At 46.7% G+C, this 13,763-nt stretch carries 19 protein-coding genes; 10 read left to right on the top strand and 9 right to left on the bottom strand.

The window, feature by feature from the left end; genetic code table 11:
* Positions 1–22: 22 nt before the first annotated feature.
* Positions 23–967: a lipoyl synthase gene (lipA, locus tag ACN0VA_RS08965; protein ID WP_417820811.1), complete on the top strand. Its 945-nt coding sequence runs from the start codon at positions 23–25 to the stop codon at positions 965–967.
* Between the two features lie 15 nt (positions 968–982).
* Positions 983–1,423 (top strand): type II toxin-antitoxin system RatA family toxin, encoded by a 441-nt coding sequence (locus tag ACN0VA_RS08960; protein WP_417820810.1) that lies wholly within the window; start codon positions 983–985, stop codon positions 1,421–1,423.
* Here ACN0VA_RS08960 and ACN0VA_RS08955 read toward each other — a convergent pair.
* Both ACN0VA_RS08955 and ACN0VA_RS08950 read right to left on the bottom strand, forming a co-directional pair.
* Positions 1,405–1,890, bottom strand: a complete 486-nt coding sequence (locus ACN0VA_RS08955; RefSeq protein ID WP_417820809.1) for a CinA family protein — start codon at positions 1,888–1,890, stop codon at positions 1,405–1,407. The two genes, ACN0VA_RS08960 and ACN0VA_RS08955, sit on opposite strands and share 19 nt — an antisense overlap.
* A 4-nt stretch (positions 1,891–1,894) precedes the next feature.
* Complete coding sequence (locus ACN0VA_RS08950) at positions 1,895–2,335, bottom strand: phosphatidylglycerophosphatase A (RefSeq protein ID WP_417820808.1); 441 nt, start codon at positions 2,333–2,335, stop codon at positions 1,895–1,897.
* Between the two features lie 307 nt (positions 2,336–2,642).
* Between ACN0VA_RS08950 and ACN0VA_RS08945 the strand changes: the two genes are divergently transcribed.
* Together ACN0VA_RS08945 and ACN0VA_RS08940 are read left to right on the top strand one after the other, a co-directional pair.
* Positions 2,643–3,953: a peptidoglycan DD-metalloendopeptidase family protein gene (locus ACN0VA_RS08945; RefSeq protein ID WP_417820807.1), complete on the top strand. Its 1,311-nt coding sequence runs from the start codon at positions 2,643–2,645 to the stop codon at positions 3,951–3,953.
* Complete coding sequence (locus ACN0VA_RS08940) at positions 3,937–4,398, top strand: bactofilin family protein (RefSeq protein WP_417820806.1); 462 nt, start codon at positions 3,937–3,939, stop codon at positions 4,396–4,398. The genes ACN0VA_RS08945 and ACN0VA_RS08940 overlap by 17 nt, the downstream gene beginning before the upstream one ends.
* Positions 4,399–4,461: 63 nt before the next feature.
* Here ACN0VA_RS08940 and ACN0VA_RS08935 read toward each other — a convergent pair whose 3' ends face one another.
* From ACN0VA_RS08935 to ACN0VA_RS08925, 3 genes are read right to left on the bottom strand one after another with little or no spacing between them, the layout of a single operon-like run.
* Positions 4,462–5,316, bottom strand: a complete 855-nt coding sequence (locus ACN0VA_RS08935; protein ID WP_417820805.1) for an alpha/beta fold hydrolase — start codon at positions 5,314–5,316, stop codon at positions 4,462–4,464.
* Positions 5,309–6,007 carry a haloacid dehalogenase type II gene (locus tag ACN0VA_RS08930; RefSeq protein ID WP_417820804.1) on the bottom strand — a complete coding sequence of 233 codons (699 nt, stop codon included), beginning with the start codon at positions 6,005–6,007 and terminating at the stop codon, positions 5,309–5,311. The genes ACN0VA_RS08935 and ACN0VA_RS08930 overlap by 8 nt, the downstream gene beginning before the upstream one ends.
* Positions 6,008–6,022: 15 nt before the next feature.
* Positions 6,023–8,014 (bottom strand): transglycosylase SLT domain-containing protein, encoded by a 1,992-nt coding sequence (locus ACN0VA_RS08925; protein WP_417820803.1) that lies wholly within the window; start codon positions 8,012–8,014, stop codon positions 6,023–6,025.
* 221 nt (positions 8,015–8,235) lie between these two features.
* Here ACN0VA_RS08925 and dapA point away from each other — a divergent pair, with 221 nt between their 5' ends.
* The 4 genes from dapA to ACN0VA_RS08905 all read left to right on the top strand — a co-directional run bounded on the left by dapA (position 8,236) and on the right by ACN0VA_RS08905 (position 10,534).
* On the top strand, positions 8,236–9,108 hold the full coding sequence (gene dapA / locus ACN0VA_RS08920; protein WP_417820802.1) for a 4-hydroxy-tetrahydrodipicolinate synthase: 873 nt from the start codon (positions 8,236–8,238) through the stop codon (positions 9,106–9,108).
* Positions 9,109–9,112: 4 nt separating this feature from the next.
* On the top strand, positions 9,113–9,595 hold the full coding sequence (smpB, locus tag ACN0VA_RS08915) for an SsrA-binding protein SmpB (protein ID WP_417820801.1): 483 nt from the start codon (positions 9,113–9,115) through the stop codon (positions 9,593–9,595).
* A 90-nt stretch (positions 9,596–9,685) separates the two neighbouring features.
* On the top strand, positions 9,686–10,006 hold the full coding sequence (locus ACN0VA_RS08910) for a hypothetical protein (protein WP_417820800.1): 321 nt from the start codon (positions 9,686–9,688) through the stop codon (positions 10,004–10,006).
* A 303-nt stretch (positions 10,007–10,309) separates the two neighbouring features.
* Positions 10,310–10,534 carry a DUF4170 domain-containing protein gene (locus ACN0VA_RS08905; protein ID WP_188665935.1) on the top strand — a complete coding sequence of 75 codons (225 nt, stop codon included), beginning with the start codon at positions 10,310–10,312 and terminating at the stop codon, positions 10,532–10,534.
* Between the two features lie 72 nt (positions 10,535–10,606).
* Here ACN0VA_RS08905 and ACN0VA_RS08900 read toward each other — a convergent pair whose 3' ends face one another.
* The 4 genes from ACN0VA_RS08900 to ACN0VA_RS08885 are packed head-to-tail and all read right to left on the bottom strand — an operon-like array spanning position 10,607 to position 12,666.
* Positions 10,607–10,786 (bottom strand): DUF4169 family protein, encoded by a 180-nt coding sequence (locus ACN0VA_RS08900; RefSeq protein WP_417820799.1) that lies wholly within the window; start codon positions 10,784–10,786, stop codon positions 10,607–10,609.
* Positions 10,779–11,390, bottom strand: a complete 612-nt coding sequence (gene thrH / locus ACN0VA_RS08895) for a bifunctional phosphoserine phosphatase/homoserine phosphotransferase ThrH (protein WP_188665939.1) — start codon at positions 11,388–11,390, stop codon at positions 10,779–10,781. Before thrH ends, ACN0VA_RS08900 begins: the two co-directional genes overlap by 8 nt.
* Before the next feature lie 16 nt (positions 11,391–11,406).
* Positions 11,407–12,057, bottom strand: a complete 651-nt coding sequence (locus ACN0VA_RS08890; RefSeq protein ID WP_417820798.1) for a uracil-DNA glycosylase — start codon at positions 12,055–12,057, stop codon at positions 11,407–11,409.
* A gap of 6 nt (positions 12,058–12,063) precedes the next feature.
* Entirely contained in the window at positions 12,064–12,666 is a 603-nt protein-coding gene (locus tag ACN0VA_RS08885; protein WP_417820797.1) for an NYN domain-containing protein, read from the bottom strand.
* A gap of 109 nt (positions 12,667–12,775) precedes the next feature.
* Between ACN0VA_RS08885 and folK the strand changes: the two genes are divergently transcribed.
* Positions 12,776–13,291 (top strand): 2-amino-4-hydroxy-6-hydroxymethyldihydropteridine diphosphokinase, encoded by a 516-nt coding sequence (gene folK / locus ACN0VA_RS08880; protein ID WP_417820796.1) that lies wholly within the window; start codon positions 12,776–12,778, stop codon positions 13,289–13,291.
* A gap of 72 nt (positions 13,292–13,363) precedes the next feature.
* Entirely contained in the window at positions 13,364–13,753 is a 390-nt protein-coding gene (gene rpoZ / locus ACN0VA_RS08875) for a DNA-directed RNA polymerase subunit omega (protein WP_417820795.1), read from the top strand.
* The last annotated feature ends 10 nt before the right edge of the window (positions 13,754–13,763 follow it).

Here is a 13,763-nt window from a genome sequence, read left to right as displayed (position 1 = left end):
AGCGTTAAAAGGATCAAAAAGCATGAGTGAAGCACAAAAATTGCGTCACCCCGAGAAACAGAAGAACCCGGACAACCCGATCCAGCGTAAACCCGACTGGATTCGTGTAAAGGCACCTGTTTCTAAAGGTTACAAAGAAACACGCGACCTGATGCGCGATAAAAAACTGCATACGGTTTGTGAAGAAGCTTCCTGCCCTAATATTGGCGAATGCTGGGAACGCAAGCACGCCACCTTTATGATCCTTGGCGAAATTTGTACACGGGCCTGTACTTTCTGTAACGTTATCACGGGCAAACCCAACGCGCCGGACCCGATGGAACCTGAAAACGTTTCCATTTCTGTTGCAACGATGGGGGCAAAACATGTGGTTATCACCTCTGTTGATCGGGATGACCTAGATGATGGCGGGGCGGACCAGTTTGTACAATGCATTGATCGTATCCGCGAAAAATCACCCGGCACCACGATTGAAATCCTAACACCGGATTTCCGGGGCAAAAAAGGGGCGTTGGAACAGGTCGTGGCAGCCAAACCCGATGTGTTCAACCATAACCTTGAAACCGTGCCACGCCTGTTCCCGTCTGTCCAATTGGGATCACGTTATTTCTACTCTTTGCGCGTCTTACAGCAAGCAAAAGAGATTGACCCGCATATCTTTACCAAGTCCGGCATTATGGTTGGTCTGGGTGAAACAAAAGAAGAAGTCATTCAGGTAATGGACGATATGCGATGCGCCGATGTTGACTTTCTCACCATTGGGCAGTACTTAGCACCCACACCGAAGCACGCAGCGATTGATCGTTTTGTGACGCCGGAAGAGTTTGAAGAATATGCAAAAATCGCTAAACGTAAGGGGTTCTTGCTGGTTTCTTCAACCCCGCTGACCAGATCGAGCTATCACGCAGATCACGATTTTGCAAAGTTGCGCGCTGCCCGTGAAGAACTTTTGGCGAAACAGAAATAGCTTTAAATCGAATTCATGCCGACACATGCAGAAATAAAATATAGCCCTTATTCGGCGGCGCAGATGTATGCACTCGTCGCCGATGTGGCCTCCTATCCGGATTTTCTGCCTTGGTGTCTGGCGACCCGTATCAGGTCCGTTGAAAATAACGTGATGATTGCCGACATGGTGATCGGCTTTAAAATGATCCGTGAAAAATATACATCCGAAGTGACGCTTGATCCCGACAAAGAAGTCAAGATCGTCTATAAGAATGGTCCGTTTAAGTATCTGAACAGTCACTGGAAATTTACGGACAAGCCGGAAGGCGGATGTGAAATTGACTTTTTTGTCGACTTTGAATTCCGTTCCGCCTTACTGCAGAAGGTCATGGGCGCTGTCTTTAACGAAGCTGTTCAGCTTATGATGTCAGCCTTTCAAAAACGGGCCATCGAACTTTACGGTACCAACGCCTGAATTTTCAACAGTTCCAACGCACGCTTGGCTGTCTGAAAACGTACCTGATCACGATCTCCTTCAAAGACATGGCGCTCTACAATCGGGGCGCTGTCTTTTTTGGCGCAGGCCAGATACACCAGACCAACCGGCTTTTCTTCACTCCCGCCACCGGGGCCGGCAATTCCCGTTACCGCAACACATAAATCCGTTTTTGCCGCCCTCAATCCACCTTGGGCCATTTGCAGGGCGACAATTTCACTCACTGCCCCCTGTTGATCCAGTGCATCGGATTCCACCGATAGCAGATCCATTTTCGCCTGATTGGAATAGGTGATAAACCCACGATCCACCACATCGGACGATCCGGCAATCGCGGTTAAAGCCGCCCCAATCATCCCACCTGTACAAGATTCTGCCGTCGCAACCGTTAAACGGTGGTCCCGACAGGCCTGTAATGTTTGCGTCGCCAATTGATCCAGTTTCATAAATTTACATCCCTGCAAGCTGGATATTCAAAAAATATAAGACAATCAGTCCATAAAGGGCTGCAACAACATCATCCAACATGATGCCCAACCCACCATGTACATTCTTGTCAAACCAGCAAGCTGGCCACGGTTTAAAAATATCAACCAAACGGAACAAGGCAAACCCCACGAGATAAAGTAACGGATCCAGACCAGCGGGTAAAAGAACCAGCCATTGCCCGGCAACTTCGTCAATGACAACGGCCCCGGGATCTTTGACGCCAGATTTAGCTTCAAACACATGAGCGGCCCACCAACCGACCAGAAAAACAACAACGCTGGCCACGGCCAAAGCCTGCCAACCACCCCAATATTGAATACCCCATGCAAAAGGCAAGGCGGCCAACGATCCCCATGTCCCCGGTGCCTTGGGCAAAAGGCCGGAAAAAAACCATGTCGCCAAAATCCCCGCCGGGGATAATATAAATTTTTTATTTAATTTCTTAATGTTAGTCACAATCTTATACCGAATTTAAAAATAACAATCTTTTAAGACTCTTTGCGTATCATAGAAACAGCAGATGATATTGGAAAGAAATTACATTTTTTTTATTATTGCCGTAGCGTTACATCTCAAACCACTGTATAAAAGCGGTGGATTGGTTGGAGCTTTCCGATCATGTCACCGACAAATATTTGAGATAAGAACCTGCTAAAGGTTTGAAAATATTACGTTACATTCAGGGCTGTCTAACAATACCTAGGGGCACATGAGCAATTCTGAAACACGGTACAAAAGTTTTGTAGAAAAAACAAAAGAGTTTACCGACAAACATTTCCCCGAACGTCAATTGGTCTTGCGTACCGACGGTGACGTCAAATACTTCTGCATCTCAAAACGCTTTCAAATGAGTGTCAGCGCCGGGGTTCTGGCCTTCCTGACTTGGTCTGCCTTTACGAGCGCAACTCATTTTATGCATGATTACGAACTCCTCGCCAAGGATAAGGAAATTCTCAGCGTTCAGGTGGCTTACCGCAGTCTTCTCAGCGAAGTGACCGAATACCAGAGCAAATTCACGAATATCAGTAACGAGCTGGAAGCCAACCATTCCAAGTTGGTCGCAAGCCTTGATCAAAACATCCTTGAAAATAAGGATCGTTTGGTATCAGCAGAATCCGCCCGTAAAGAAGCACAGGTTGCACGCCGCCAATTGAACTCGCAGCTTCATTCCATTGAAGAATCCATGCGTGAACTCGCCAATCGCAACTATTCCCTTAAAGGTGACCTTTCCCTCAAGGAAATGGATTTACAGACGGCCTTGGCTGAACGCAACACGGCGCGGCTGCAAAAACAACGGATTGAAGAAAAATTACGGGCTGCCGAAATTAAAATGGCGCACCTGAATCAAAGTCAGGAAGAGTTGATCAAACGTGTCAGTGATCAAGCCAGTGAAGAAATTGCAGATATTGAAAATATCCTGACAATTGCCGGTCTTGACCCGGATAAAATGCTCAGCAACATGGATCAGGATACCACAGCATCCGGTGGACCGTTCATTGCTGCCACAGGCAAAGTATCAGACGAAATGCCTGCACCTGAAGAAATCCAGTTAAACGCAATTGATCGACATCTTGCACGCTGGCAAGGTCTGCAAGGGATACGACAATCCTTGCCTTTGGCACAGCCTCTGGATTATTATTATATCAGCAGCCGTTACGGTAAACGCCGGGACCCTGTAAACAAAAGATGGGCTGTTCATTATGGTCTTGATATGGCAGCATCAAAGAAATCGCCCGTTTATGTGACCGCCCCTGGCAAAGTTACCTTTGTCGGCTGGAAAGGAAACTATGGTAATTTCATCATGGTGGACCACGGAAACGGCATTGAAACACGATATGGTCACCTTCATAAGATACTCGTGAAAAAAGGTGATCCGGTCGATTATAGAACTAAAATTGGACTGGTCGGCAGTACCGGTCGCAGCACGGGGGCGCATTTGCACTATGAAGTACGTGTAAATGGCACAAACGTTGACCCGTTCAAATTCATAAAGGCAGGACGTAATGTTTTCCAAGGCTAGTAAAAAAAGGTCCACACCCACAACTGGTTCTACGCCAAACAAACGTGTACCGCCATCTATTATCAGTGAAGATTTAACTATTACCGGCAACATGAAAAGTGACGGTGAAATCCAAATCGACGGTAAGGTGATCGGTGATATTCAAAGCCATGATCTGCTTGTTGGGGATACGGCCCATATCACGGGCGAAATTGTCGCGGAATCCATTCGCGTACATGGCAAAGTCGTCGGACAAATAAAAGCCCGAAACGTCAGTCTTGCCAAAAGCGCCCACGTGGTCGGTGATATCTTGCATGACAACTTGTCAATCGAGACAGGCGCTTTCCTTGAAGGCCATTGCAAACGATTGGCCGAAGGTGAGTTTAAGCTGAGTGTTAAGGTGGAACCTGCACCGAACACAGTCAAACCCGCACAAGTGGAAACCAAAGCCAAAGCATCCGCCTAGTAGGCTCTCATTACAAGATTATGAGATTGAAGACCGCTTTTTAAATGAAGCGGTCTTTTTCTTTTAGGCAGAGATAAAGTTTAAAACAGCCTGTCGAACATCTTCTTCATCTAACGCCGGAGCGTGCCCCACATCTTTGACTTCAATACCTGTGATATGCGGCAATCTTTCCAGCATCCGCAAATACGTTTCCCGATTAAAAACACTGGAAGCCTGCCCACGGATCAACAAAACCGGGCGCTCAGCCAAGGCATAAAAATACGGCCATAAATCCTGTTTTTGATCATTAGCTGCACTTTGACGCAGGCTATCTGCAATTTTGACATCCCAGCTCGGTACATAGCGCCCCTTTTCCAGTCTATATGTTTTTTTCGCAATCCGGTGCCAATCTGCATCCACAAAGCCATGTTCATCTTTATAGTGCTTTTTCAACTTCTGAACGGCCCCCTCCAGATCGGCTACGCTTTCACCATCCCCCGTATAGGCGATGATTTTTTCCACACCAGTTTCATCAAGGTCCGGGCCAACATCATTTAAAATCACGCTATGGACCAAACCGGGAGATACAACACACATCGCCATACTCAGCAAGCCGCCAAGTGACGTCCCGATTAAATGGCAGTTATGGAGACCTAAGGCAGAGGCGACATTAAAAATATCGGACACATAAACAGTAGGATTATAATTTTCCCAATTGGCATCATATTCAGATTTCCCACGTCCGCGGTAATCGAGCGTTACAACCCGATGACCCAGGCTGTGTAAATGATCTGCAATATTTTCAAAATCCTGAGAATTTCGCGTCAAACCAGACAAGCATAGGATAGGGCGTTTAGCCGGGTCTCCCCCGCGATAGTCACGCGTATACAACCGCAATCCATCTGCCGCACCGATTTCTTTTTCGATATAATTATTCATAAGCGCCCGAAATCAACGTCGGTAATTGATCGAGAGACCGAATTTCAAATTGAGGAATCGCATTGGGGCCAAGCTTTTCCTGTTTCTGGCCAAAACGGTTCACCCATATCACTTGAAAACCGAAAGTTGCCGCACCGACGGCATCCCATGAATTTGCAGATAAAAAACATCCCTGCGACGGATCAATGTCCAATTGGTTGCACACGAATTCATAAATGTTCGGATGAACCTTAAAAACTCCAACATCATCGGCAGAATAAACACCATCCAGCAAATGATAAAGTCCCGCCTTTCGCACGGCACTGGTCAACATGGTGCGTGACCCATTCGATAAAATAACTGTTTTAATATTTCTATCTTTTAGATTTTTCAGCATTTTGCCGACTTCCGGGTAAGCATCAAGCTTCAAATACAATTCCATCAATTTTGCACGCAAAGCCGGATCATGCATATTGAAGGTTTCCATCGTGAAATCTAACGCATCACCGGTCACATGCCAGAAATCCTGAAAATCGCCCATCATGGTGCGTAACCAAGTGTACTCCACTTGCTTCTTTCGCCATAACGCGGAAAAATCCAGCCAGTTCTCGCCGATATCACAGGCACATCGACGAGCAGAAGCTGCAACATCAAATAAAGTGCCATAAGCATCAAACATACAAACTTCTATATTTTTTAACTGTTGCGTCATCCCACGTCTCTCAAATCATTGCTTACGCTGGAGATCCCCCTCCAAAGAAGTTGCAACCTCTTTGGATTTTAAGCGATAGCGGTATACCTGCAAATTTTCAAGCACACGCTGCACATAATTACGCGTTTCACTAAACGGTATTTGCTCAACCCAATCTATCACATAATCATGGTCATCGGTACGTGGATCACCAAACTCGCGTATCCATTGCCGCGTCCGATGGGGACCGGCATTGTAGGAGGACAAGGTCAGTACATAAGACCCTTTAAATTTCTTTAAAAGATCATCCAGATATTCACTGCCCAGCCACACATTCAACTTGGGATGAGTGGTTAGTTTTTTACGAGAATACTTATAATTTTTCTGCTTAGCCAGACGATGTGCTGTACGCGGCATCAATTGCATCAACCCGCGTGCACCAGCACGACTGGTCGCACGTTCATAAAATGCACTTTCCTGACGCACAATACTGTGTACCAAAGCGGATTCCGGTGTTTTCCTCATCAGTTTTTGATCGAGCAAGGGATAAGCTGCTTCAATAACGCCGTGTCCCTCACGCAGGGCTTTTTTCCCGACATAAACAGCCAAGTCAGGCCGTCCGGCATCAATCGCCAACTCGGCAACCAGCGTGCGCCAACCCGCCGTCGTACTCATGGTATTCAGTTGATAGATAAAGTGGCGCATGAGGTCGCGTTCCCCCATACGTTTTAGGAAGTTTACAACATCAACCAAATCACTTTGATGAAAGAAAATCCGTTCCTGACGGTTCGGCTTGGCTTTTTCATTCAATTCGACCTGAATGCGCTTGTTCATACGCTCACCGGCCAATTGCCCATAATAGGCCGTAGGATACAGCGCCGCCGTCTCATACCATTTTTTGGCTTCGTCTGTACGTTTCAAGCTTTCCATCGTACGTGCAATCCAATAGGCGCCACGGGCTTTGCTAATCGGATATTTCACTGCCTCGTACAAATTTTGAAAATGCGTGAGTGCCACTTCGGGTTCTTGTAGAAAACGTAACTTAATCCAACCGGCAATCCATTCTGCATCCGCATAGTCGGCGCCTTCGGTTAAACCGTGATTTTTCACCATTCGATAGGCTTCGCTGTAATAACCATCACGCACGGCACTGCGGGCCATAATGGATCGCTGTTTCCACCAAATTTCGGGGTAGGGGACAACGTCGGGAGTCTCAAACAACAACGCACGTGCGTCTTCCTCACGCCCTTTGATCCGGCGCCAACGCATACGTTCAAACAAAAGGCCCGGATGATCTTTCAATTCATCCGGCACACGGGCAATGGCGCGGTCCACACCGCCCCGCATTTTACGCAAAGCCAGACGTGCCTCTGCCAAATGCTTCCAGTCTTTTTTGACATATCCCAACATACGGCGGGCGGTATAATATCGGCCTTGCCATAACAAACGGTCCAGACGTGCGATATGATCTTCATAGCGCAGTTCGGATTTATAACGTTTGTAAAAATCTTTTTGCTGGTGACGTCCAAAATTTACATCCCGCCACGATTTGCGAATTTGCTCGCGGGCCTCTTGCTTTCGTCCCAATTGGGACAAAGCGGCCGACAATCGAATATGACCGTTTGCACTGAGTGGTTGACGACCATTAAACCATTGAATGACCGATTCTGGCGGGATAGCTTCCGACATGGCTTCTTCTGCACGACGTTGCAAGGCCGACTGACGCGGCCAATCGGAATTATGCGCAATAAAAGCCGCAATTTCCTGAAAGGGAACATCTTTCACCGGATCAACAATCTGCATCCAACGAATGAATTTCGCCGGTAATGGATTATCGGCTTTAACCGCACGGTTAAGCGCGGATTTCCATTTTTTCTTTTTAGCCTGTGCGAAAGCTTCCTTCGCGATCTTGTAATCCTGATCGGACAAAGGTTTTGCCGTTGCCACATGCAACGATCCAAGCCCCCATAAAACAAGTACACAGACGAAAAATATTCTGCCTAATCGGTATAGTCGACGCAAAGCCACGAGCCTTCCTATTCCATGTTATTTCCTGCAACGATACCTTCTCACGTTCGTTGCTTGAAGACACACTTTAAAAGCCTGCAATCCGCCTAGCAAGGGTTGTGACATACTTTTTTAATTTAGAATTCTTGCCCATTGACAATGAAAGAGCTATGTTCCCCAGTTCTTAAAGTAATATAATTTTGTGTGTCGAGAAATTTCTCGCACATTCCAAGGAGATAAACATGTTTCAGGGTTCTATTCCTGCCCTGATCACGCCGTTCAAAAACGGTCAGATCGACGAACAAGCGTTCCAAGATCACGTTGAATGGCAGATCGAGCAAGGGTCTGATGCACTCGTCCCGGTCGGCACCACAGGTGAATCACCGACTCTCAGCCACCAAGAACATCATCGCGTTGTCGAACTGTGTCTTGAAGCGGCCAAGGGACGCGTACCGGTTATTGCCGGTACCGGTTCAAACAACACGGCCGAAGCCATCAGCTTGCAGAAACATGCGAAGAAGGCGGGCGCGGCTGCGGGCCTCGTCGTCACACCTTATTATAACAAGCCGACACAAGCCGGTTTGATTGCACATTACAAAGCAATCCATGACGCTGTTGATCTGCCGATTGTGATTTACAACATCCCCGGTCGTTCCATTATCGATATGTCCGTGGAAACAATGGCTGAATTGTCAAGGCTTCCCAATATCGTTGGTGTGAAAGACGCAACGGGCGATTTGACGCGTCCTCTCAACACCTATCTGGGTTGTGGTGCGGATTTCTGCCAATTGTCCGGCGAAGACGCAACAGCTGTTCAGTTCCTGTCCGCAGGTGGTTCAGGCTGTATCTCCGTTACTGCCAATATTGCCCCCAAACTATGTGCTGATATGCAGCGCGCATGGCGTGAAGGCGACACAAAAACAGCAATGGACATTCAGTTCAAACTGTTGCCGTTACACAATGCCATGTTCTGTGAAAGCAGCCCCGGTCCGGTCAAATATGCCGGCGAACTGATGGGCCGTTGTTCTTCAGAAACACGTTTGCCGCTGGTTGAAATTGCCGAAACCAGCAAAGAACGCGTGCGCAAGGTATTGGCCGATCTTGATATGATCTAAGAAGATGGCTTCTAAAAACAAAAAAGACGACTTTTCGGCGCGCATTGCGGCACAAAACCGCAAGGCGCGCCATAACTATTTTATCGAAGATATTATTGAATGCGGCATGGTTCTGACCGGTACGGAAGTTAAATCCCTGCGCAATGGCCGAGCCAGTATTCAAGAATCGTACGCTGCCGAAAAAAACGGTGAGCTTTACCTCATTAACGCCAATATCCCGGAATATGAAGGCGGCAACCGGTTTAACCACGAACCCAAACGCATGCGCAAATTGCTGCTGCATAGACGGGAACTGGATAAGCTTCTTGGGATGTCGACCCAGAAGGGCTATACGCTCGTTCCTTTACATATTCATTTTAACGATCGCGGTATCGCCAAAGTCGCCATTGGAATCGGTAAAGGGAAACAAAGTCACGACAAGCGCGACAGTATCAAAGATCGCGACTGGAAACGTGATAAAGCACGCCTCATGCGTGAAAAATATTAGACCGTACCTCCCCTAAAAAGAAAAATGCCCCGGCATAGTCAAGCTGGGGCATTTTTAATTTATACAGAGTAATCTGCGCAATAAAGGCAGGTGGATTACATTTTCTTTTTAGCGGCACAAGGGTTCTTAGCTGCACAGGGATTGGCAGCGCAAGGATTCTTTGCAGCACAGGGATTTTTCGCGGCACAGGGGTTTTTAGCCGCACAAGGGTTCGCAGCACAGGGATTTTTTGCGGCACAGGGATTTGCAGCACAAGGATTAGCGGCAACTTCAAACGCACCACTGACAGACGCAGCTTGTACAGGGGCAACAGCGGCACTCATCGCGCCAACCACCACGGCACAGGCCACACCATTGATGATTTGTTTTTTGCTAATTACGGACATATTGGAAACCTCCAGATTAAAATAGAAACATATAAAAGCGGCGTGTTGAACAATGCCGATAAATAGTTTGTCTCACATTTTTGATGTAGAAGGGGAATCACAACGGATCACAAGAACGTGATTACCTGCCTATACTTGACCATATTTTGAAATTTAAAATAAAAATAATATAAACAAATCATAAATACATGTAATAACTATCCGGTATTACCTTTTTCTTGGTAATACCAAATATTTATTAAAATAACTGATTGAAATACATATATCGCATGCGTATATTTATTAAAAATTTCGCTGTTTGTTACTTTTACTTGAAAAGGAAAGTTCTATGGAGAAGCCTCTGCTTCATTTGGTTTTTGGCGGTGAAGTTGCCGATCCGCAAACCAATGATTTCGTCGATCCTGACAATCTTGATATCGTCGGCATTTTCCCCAGCTACGAAGCTGCATTGAATGCATGGCGTGGCGCTAGCCAAGCGCGCGTAGACGAAGCACACACAAAATATGTGATCGTCCATATGCACAAGATGCTCGATCCGGACAAATCCGAATAAGTCGAAAAAACATCAAACACAAAAAAACGCTCCCCATATTTGAGGGAGCGTTTTTTACTGATCATATGAGGCCTATTCGTCCTCGCGCTTTGCGTCATCTACATTTTTACGCAGCTTATCTGCTTCAAATGCTTCTTTTTTCTTCTGCTCTTTTGTGCGTCCAAATTTCACGCGATTTTCTTCGGCCTGTTTTTCTTTATCGGTGCGCGCCTTTTGCTTTCGTTTTTGCCTCAAATTAATAATATCAGCCAAAACGTGGGCTCGCTGTACGAATATGAGCCATCAATTCATCATATTTAAAGGCTGTTTTAAACTGCGGAAATTCAGCAATCACATTATCCGGCGCGCTAAATAGAATGCCGGTATCGGCTTCGCCCAACATCGTTGTATCATTATAGGAATCACCGGCTGCAATCGTATAAAAGTTCAGCTTCTTAAAGGCTTCAACCGCTTTGCGTTTATGGTCGCTCAGGCGCAATTTGTAATCCGCTACCCGATCATTTTCATCAACGATCAAACGGTGGCAGAACAGGGTCGGCAAATCCAATTGACGCATCAAAGGTTCAGCAAATTCATAGAATGTATCCGACAGGATAACCACTTGAAAATCTTCGCGTAACTTCCCCAAAAAATCACGTGCACCGTCCAGCGGGCCAAGACTGTCGATGACATCCTGGATGTCTTTCATCTTCAAACCGTGCTGATCCAGAATATCCAGACGATAACGCATGAGAACATCGTAATCCGGTTCATCACGTGTCGTCCGTTTCAGCGCTTCGATCCCGGTTTTTTCTGCAAAATTAACCCAGATTTCCGGGATTAAAACCCCTTCAAGATCAAGACATACGATTTCCATTTATTTTCCCCTTAGATTAAACGTTTAATTCTGCACAGACAGAACGAAATACATCGTGAAACATCTCTTGTGTCAAACGGCCTGTATTCGTGTTGTAGCGCGAACAGTGATAGCTGTTGAACAGGACGGGCAAACCATCCCCAAGGTCGTGACGTATATTATGACCAAATTTCCAATGTGATTTTTTAAGCCCCAATGTTTGAATAACCGCATTGTGTGCCACACCGCCCAAGGCAACAAGAACACGCAAGTTCTTCATAGCCGCCATTTCATCAATCAAGAAGGGACGACATGCCCGTTCTTCAGCTGCAATGGTTTTATTCTGCGGCGGAACGCACCGCACCGCATTGGTAATCCGACAATTGTGCAGTTCAAAGCCATCATCCGGGCGCGCTCCATACTCACCGTGCGCAAAACCAAATGCTTTCAGCGTGGGGTAAAGCAAGTCACCTGCATAATCACCGGTAAAAGGACGCCCTGTACAATTGGCCCCCTTCAATCCGGGTGCCAAACCAACGACCAACATCTGAGCCTCAAGCGGACCAAACGAGGGCACAGGGCCATTGAAAAAATCCGGGAATTTTTCACGATTATTTTCACGAAATTCAACCAAACGCGGGCAGAACCCGCAATCGTGTGCCGGCATAGAAGGGGCGTTAAAAGTCATCGTAACTTACTCGTCGTAGTCTTCTTCTTCCTCGTCGTCGATAAAATCGGCATCTAAGGTCGGTTGAGAAGAACCGCCCCCAAGCGGTCGCGTAATAGTATCTTCCAAATCGCTCAGTTCAATAAAGTTATCGGCTTGGCGGCGCAATTCATCGGCAACCATTGGCGGATTGGATCGAACCGTACTGACCACAGTAACCCGTACCCCTTTGCGCTGAACAGCATCAACAAGACGTCGAAAATCACCATCACCAGAGAAAATAACAATATGATCGAGGTGCTCAGCCATTTCCATAACGTCAATAGCCAGTTCGATATCCATATTGCCTTTAATTTTACGACGCCCTTGTGCATCGGTAAATTCCTTGGTCGGTTTTGTCACCATCGTATAACCGTTATAGTCGAGCCAATCGACAAGCGGGCGAATCGGTGAATATTCTTGATCCTCAACCAAGGCCGTATAGTAAAATGCCCGAATAAGATGTCCCTTGCTGGCAAACACTTCTAAAAGGCGTTTGTAATCAATGTCAAAATTGAGGGCACGGGCAGCGGCATAAAGGTTGGAACCATCAATAAATAAACCCATACGTTCTTGTGGATAAAAAATCATCTTTATTTCCAATTGTTAAAGTATAAATACATTGCCAAAATACAGCGGCAACACTATAAAAACGCCTAACATATTACGCGAAATCTCTTTTTTCGCAAGGATTTATCACATGATCTACATCGGACTTGGCGCAAATCTGCCATCCCCTGTTCACGGCAGCCCGGTCGACACGTTAAATGCCTGTATAAAGCGCCTTCACGACTTTGACTTACAGGTTGTCAACGTCTCACGCTGGTATGAAAGTGCTCCGGTTCCCATGTCGGACCAACCTTGGTACGTAAACGGTGTGGCCGCAATTAAAACGAACCTAAATGCTCGTGACGTCTTAAAGCGCCTTTTAGAAATCGAACATGAATTCGGGCGGGTCCGCTCAGAACTCAATGCCCCGCGCGTTCTAGACCTTGACCTGATCGCCTATAACACCCAAATCATTGAAGATGAGGGAAAAATAGAAGACAAACCGTTTTGCGTCCCACACCCGCGCATGCATGAACGGGCCTTTGTTCTTCTGCCACTTACGGACCTCAACCCGCAATGGATACACCCAAAACTGAAATCAAACCTTTCAGATTTGGTGGCGCAATTGCCAAAAGATCAGATTATTCGCCCGATTGAGCAAGAATAGGCTTGATTTAACAGGTATCGGCGCTATATTTTGCGCCCTTCGCATTTTTATATATTTTGGAGTGACGACTTAATGGCTCGCGTTACCGTAGAAGATTGTATCGTTAAGATCCCGAACCGCTTTGAGCTGGTGATGTCTGCAGCGCAGCGCACACGCGACATTTCCGCTGGCGCAGAACTGACTGTAGAGCGTGACAACGATAAAAACCCGGTCGTCTCCTTGCGTGAAATCGCTGATGAGACCATCGCAATCCCCGAATTGAAAGAGTCTTTGATCCGTGGTTCTCAACGCATGGCCCCGTCTCGCGACGAAGACGACGACGCGGAAGATAATGCAAACGAAATCGAAGAAAGTGCAGATGCTTTGGCAGATGCCTTAAATGCACAAGACGATAGCGCCACATTGGATGCTGCTGGCGCCTTTGCTTTCCAAGACGAAGTTGAAATCGACGACGAAGACTAAGGAAAAGACC

Source organism: Terasakiella sp. (assembly GCF_048267425.1).
Classification (GTDB): domain Bacteria; phylum Pseudomonadota; class Alphaproteobacteria; order Rhodospirillales; family Terasakiellaceae; genus Terasakiella.
This window is presented reverse-complemented; position numbering and strand designations above follow the sequence as displayed.

What these genes read in the sequence shown, in the direction of transcription:
- folK (WP_417820796.1), top strand. Translation starts at nt 12,776, where the DNA reads ATGATCTACATCGGACTTGGCGCAAATCTGCCATCCCCTGTTCACGGC.
- ACN0VA_RS08955 (WP_417820809.1), bottom strand. Translation starts at nt 1,890, where the DNA reads ATGAAACTGGATCAATTGGCGACGCAAACATTACAGGCCTGTCGGGAC.
- ACN0VA_RS08935 (WP_417820805.1), bottom strand. Translation starts at nt 5,316, where the DNA reads ATGAATAATTATATCGAAAAAGAAATCGGTGCGGCAGATGGATTGCGG.
- ACN0VA_RS08890 (WP_417820798.1), bottom strand. Translation starts at nt 12,057, where the DNA reads ATGACTTTTAACGCCCCTTCTATGCCGGCACACGATTGCGGGTTCTGC.
- rpoZ (WP_417820795.1), top strand. Translation starts at nt 13,364, where the DNA reads ATGGCTCGCGTTACCGTAGAAGATTGTATCGTTAAGATCCCGAACCGC.
- ACN0VA_RS08930 (WP_417820804.1), bottom strand. Translation starts at nt 6,007, where the DNA reads ATGACGCAACAGTTAAAAAATATAGAAGTTTGTATGTTTGATGCTTAT.
- ACN0VA_RS08945 (WP_417820807.1), top strand. Translation starts at nt 2,643, where the DNA reads ATGAGCAATTCTGAAACACGGTACAAAAGTTTTGTAGAAAAAACAAAA.
- ACN0VA_RS08885 (WP_417820797.1), bottom strand. Translation starts at nt 12,666, where the DNA reads ATGATTTTTTATCCACAAGAACGTATGGGTTTATTTATTGATGGTTCC.
- ACN0VA_RS08940 (WP_417820806.1), top strand. Translation starts at nt 3,937, where the DNA reads ATGTTTTCCAAGGCTAGTAAAAAAAGGTCCACACCCACAACTGGTTCT.
- dapA (WP_417820802.1), top strand. Translation starts at nt 8,236, where the DNA reads ATGTTTCAGGGTTCTATTCCTGCCCTGATCACGCCGTTCAAAAACGGT.
- smpB (WP_417820801.1), top strand. Translation starts at nt 9,113, where the DNA reads ATGGCTTCTAAAAACAAAAAAGACGACTTTTCGGCGCGCATTGCGGCA.
- ACN0VA_RS08905 (WP_188665935.1), top strand. Translation starts at nt 10,310, where the DNA reads ATGGAGAAGCCTCTGCTTCATTTGGTTTTTGGCGGTGAAGTTGCCGAT.
- ACN0VA_RS08960 (WP_417820810.1), top strand. Translation starts at nt 983, where the DNA reads ATGCCGACACATGCAGAAATAAAATATAGCCCTTATTCGGCGGCGCAG.
- thrH (WP_188665939.1), bottom strand. Translation starts at nt 11,390, where the DNA reads ATGGAAATCGTATGTCTTGATCTTGAAGGGGTTTTAATCCCGGAAATC.
- lipA (WP_417820811.1), top strand. Translation starts at nt 23, where the DNA reads ATGAGTGAAGCACAAAAATTGCGTCACCCCGAGAAACAGAAGAACCCG.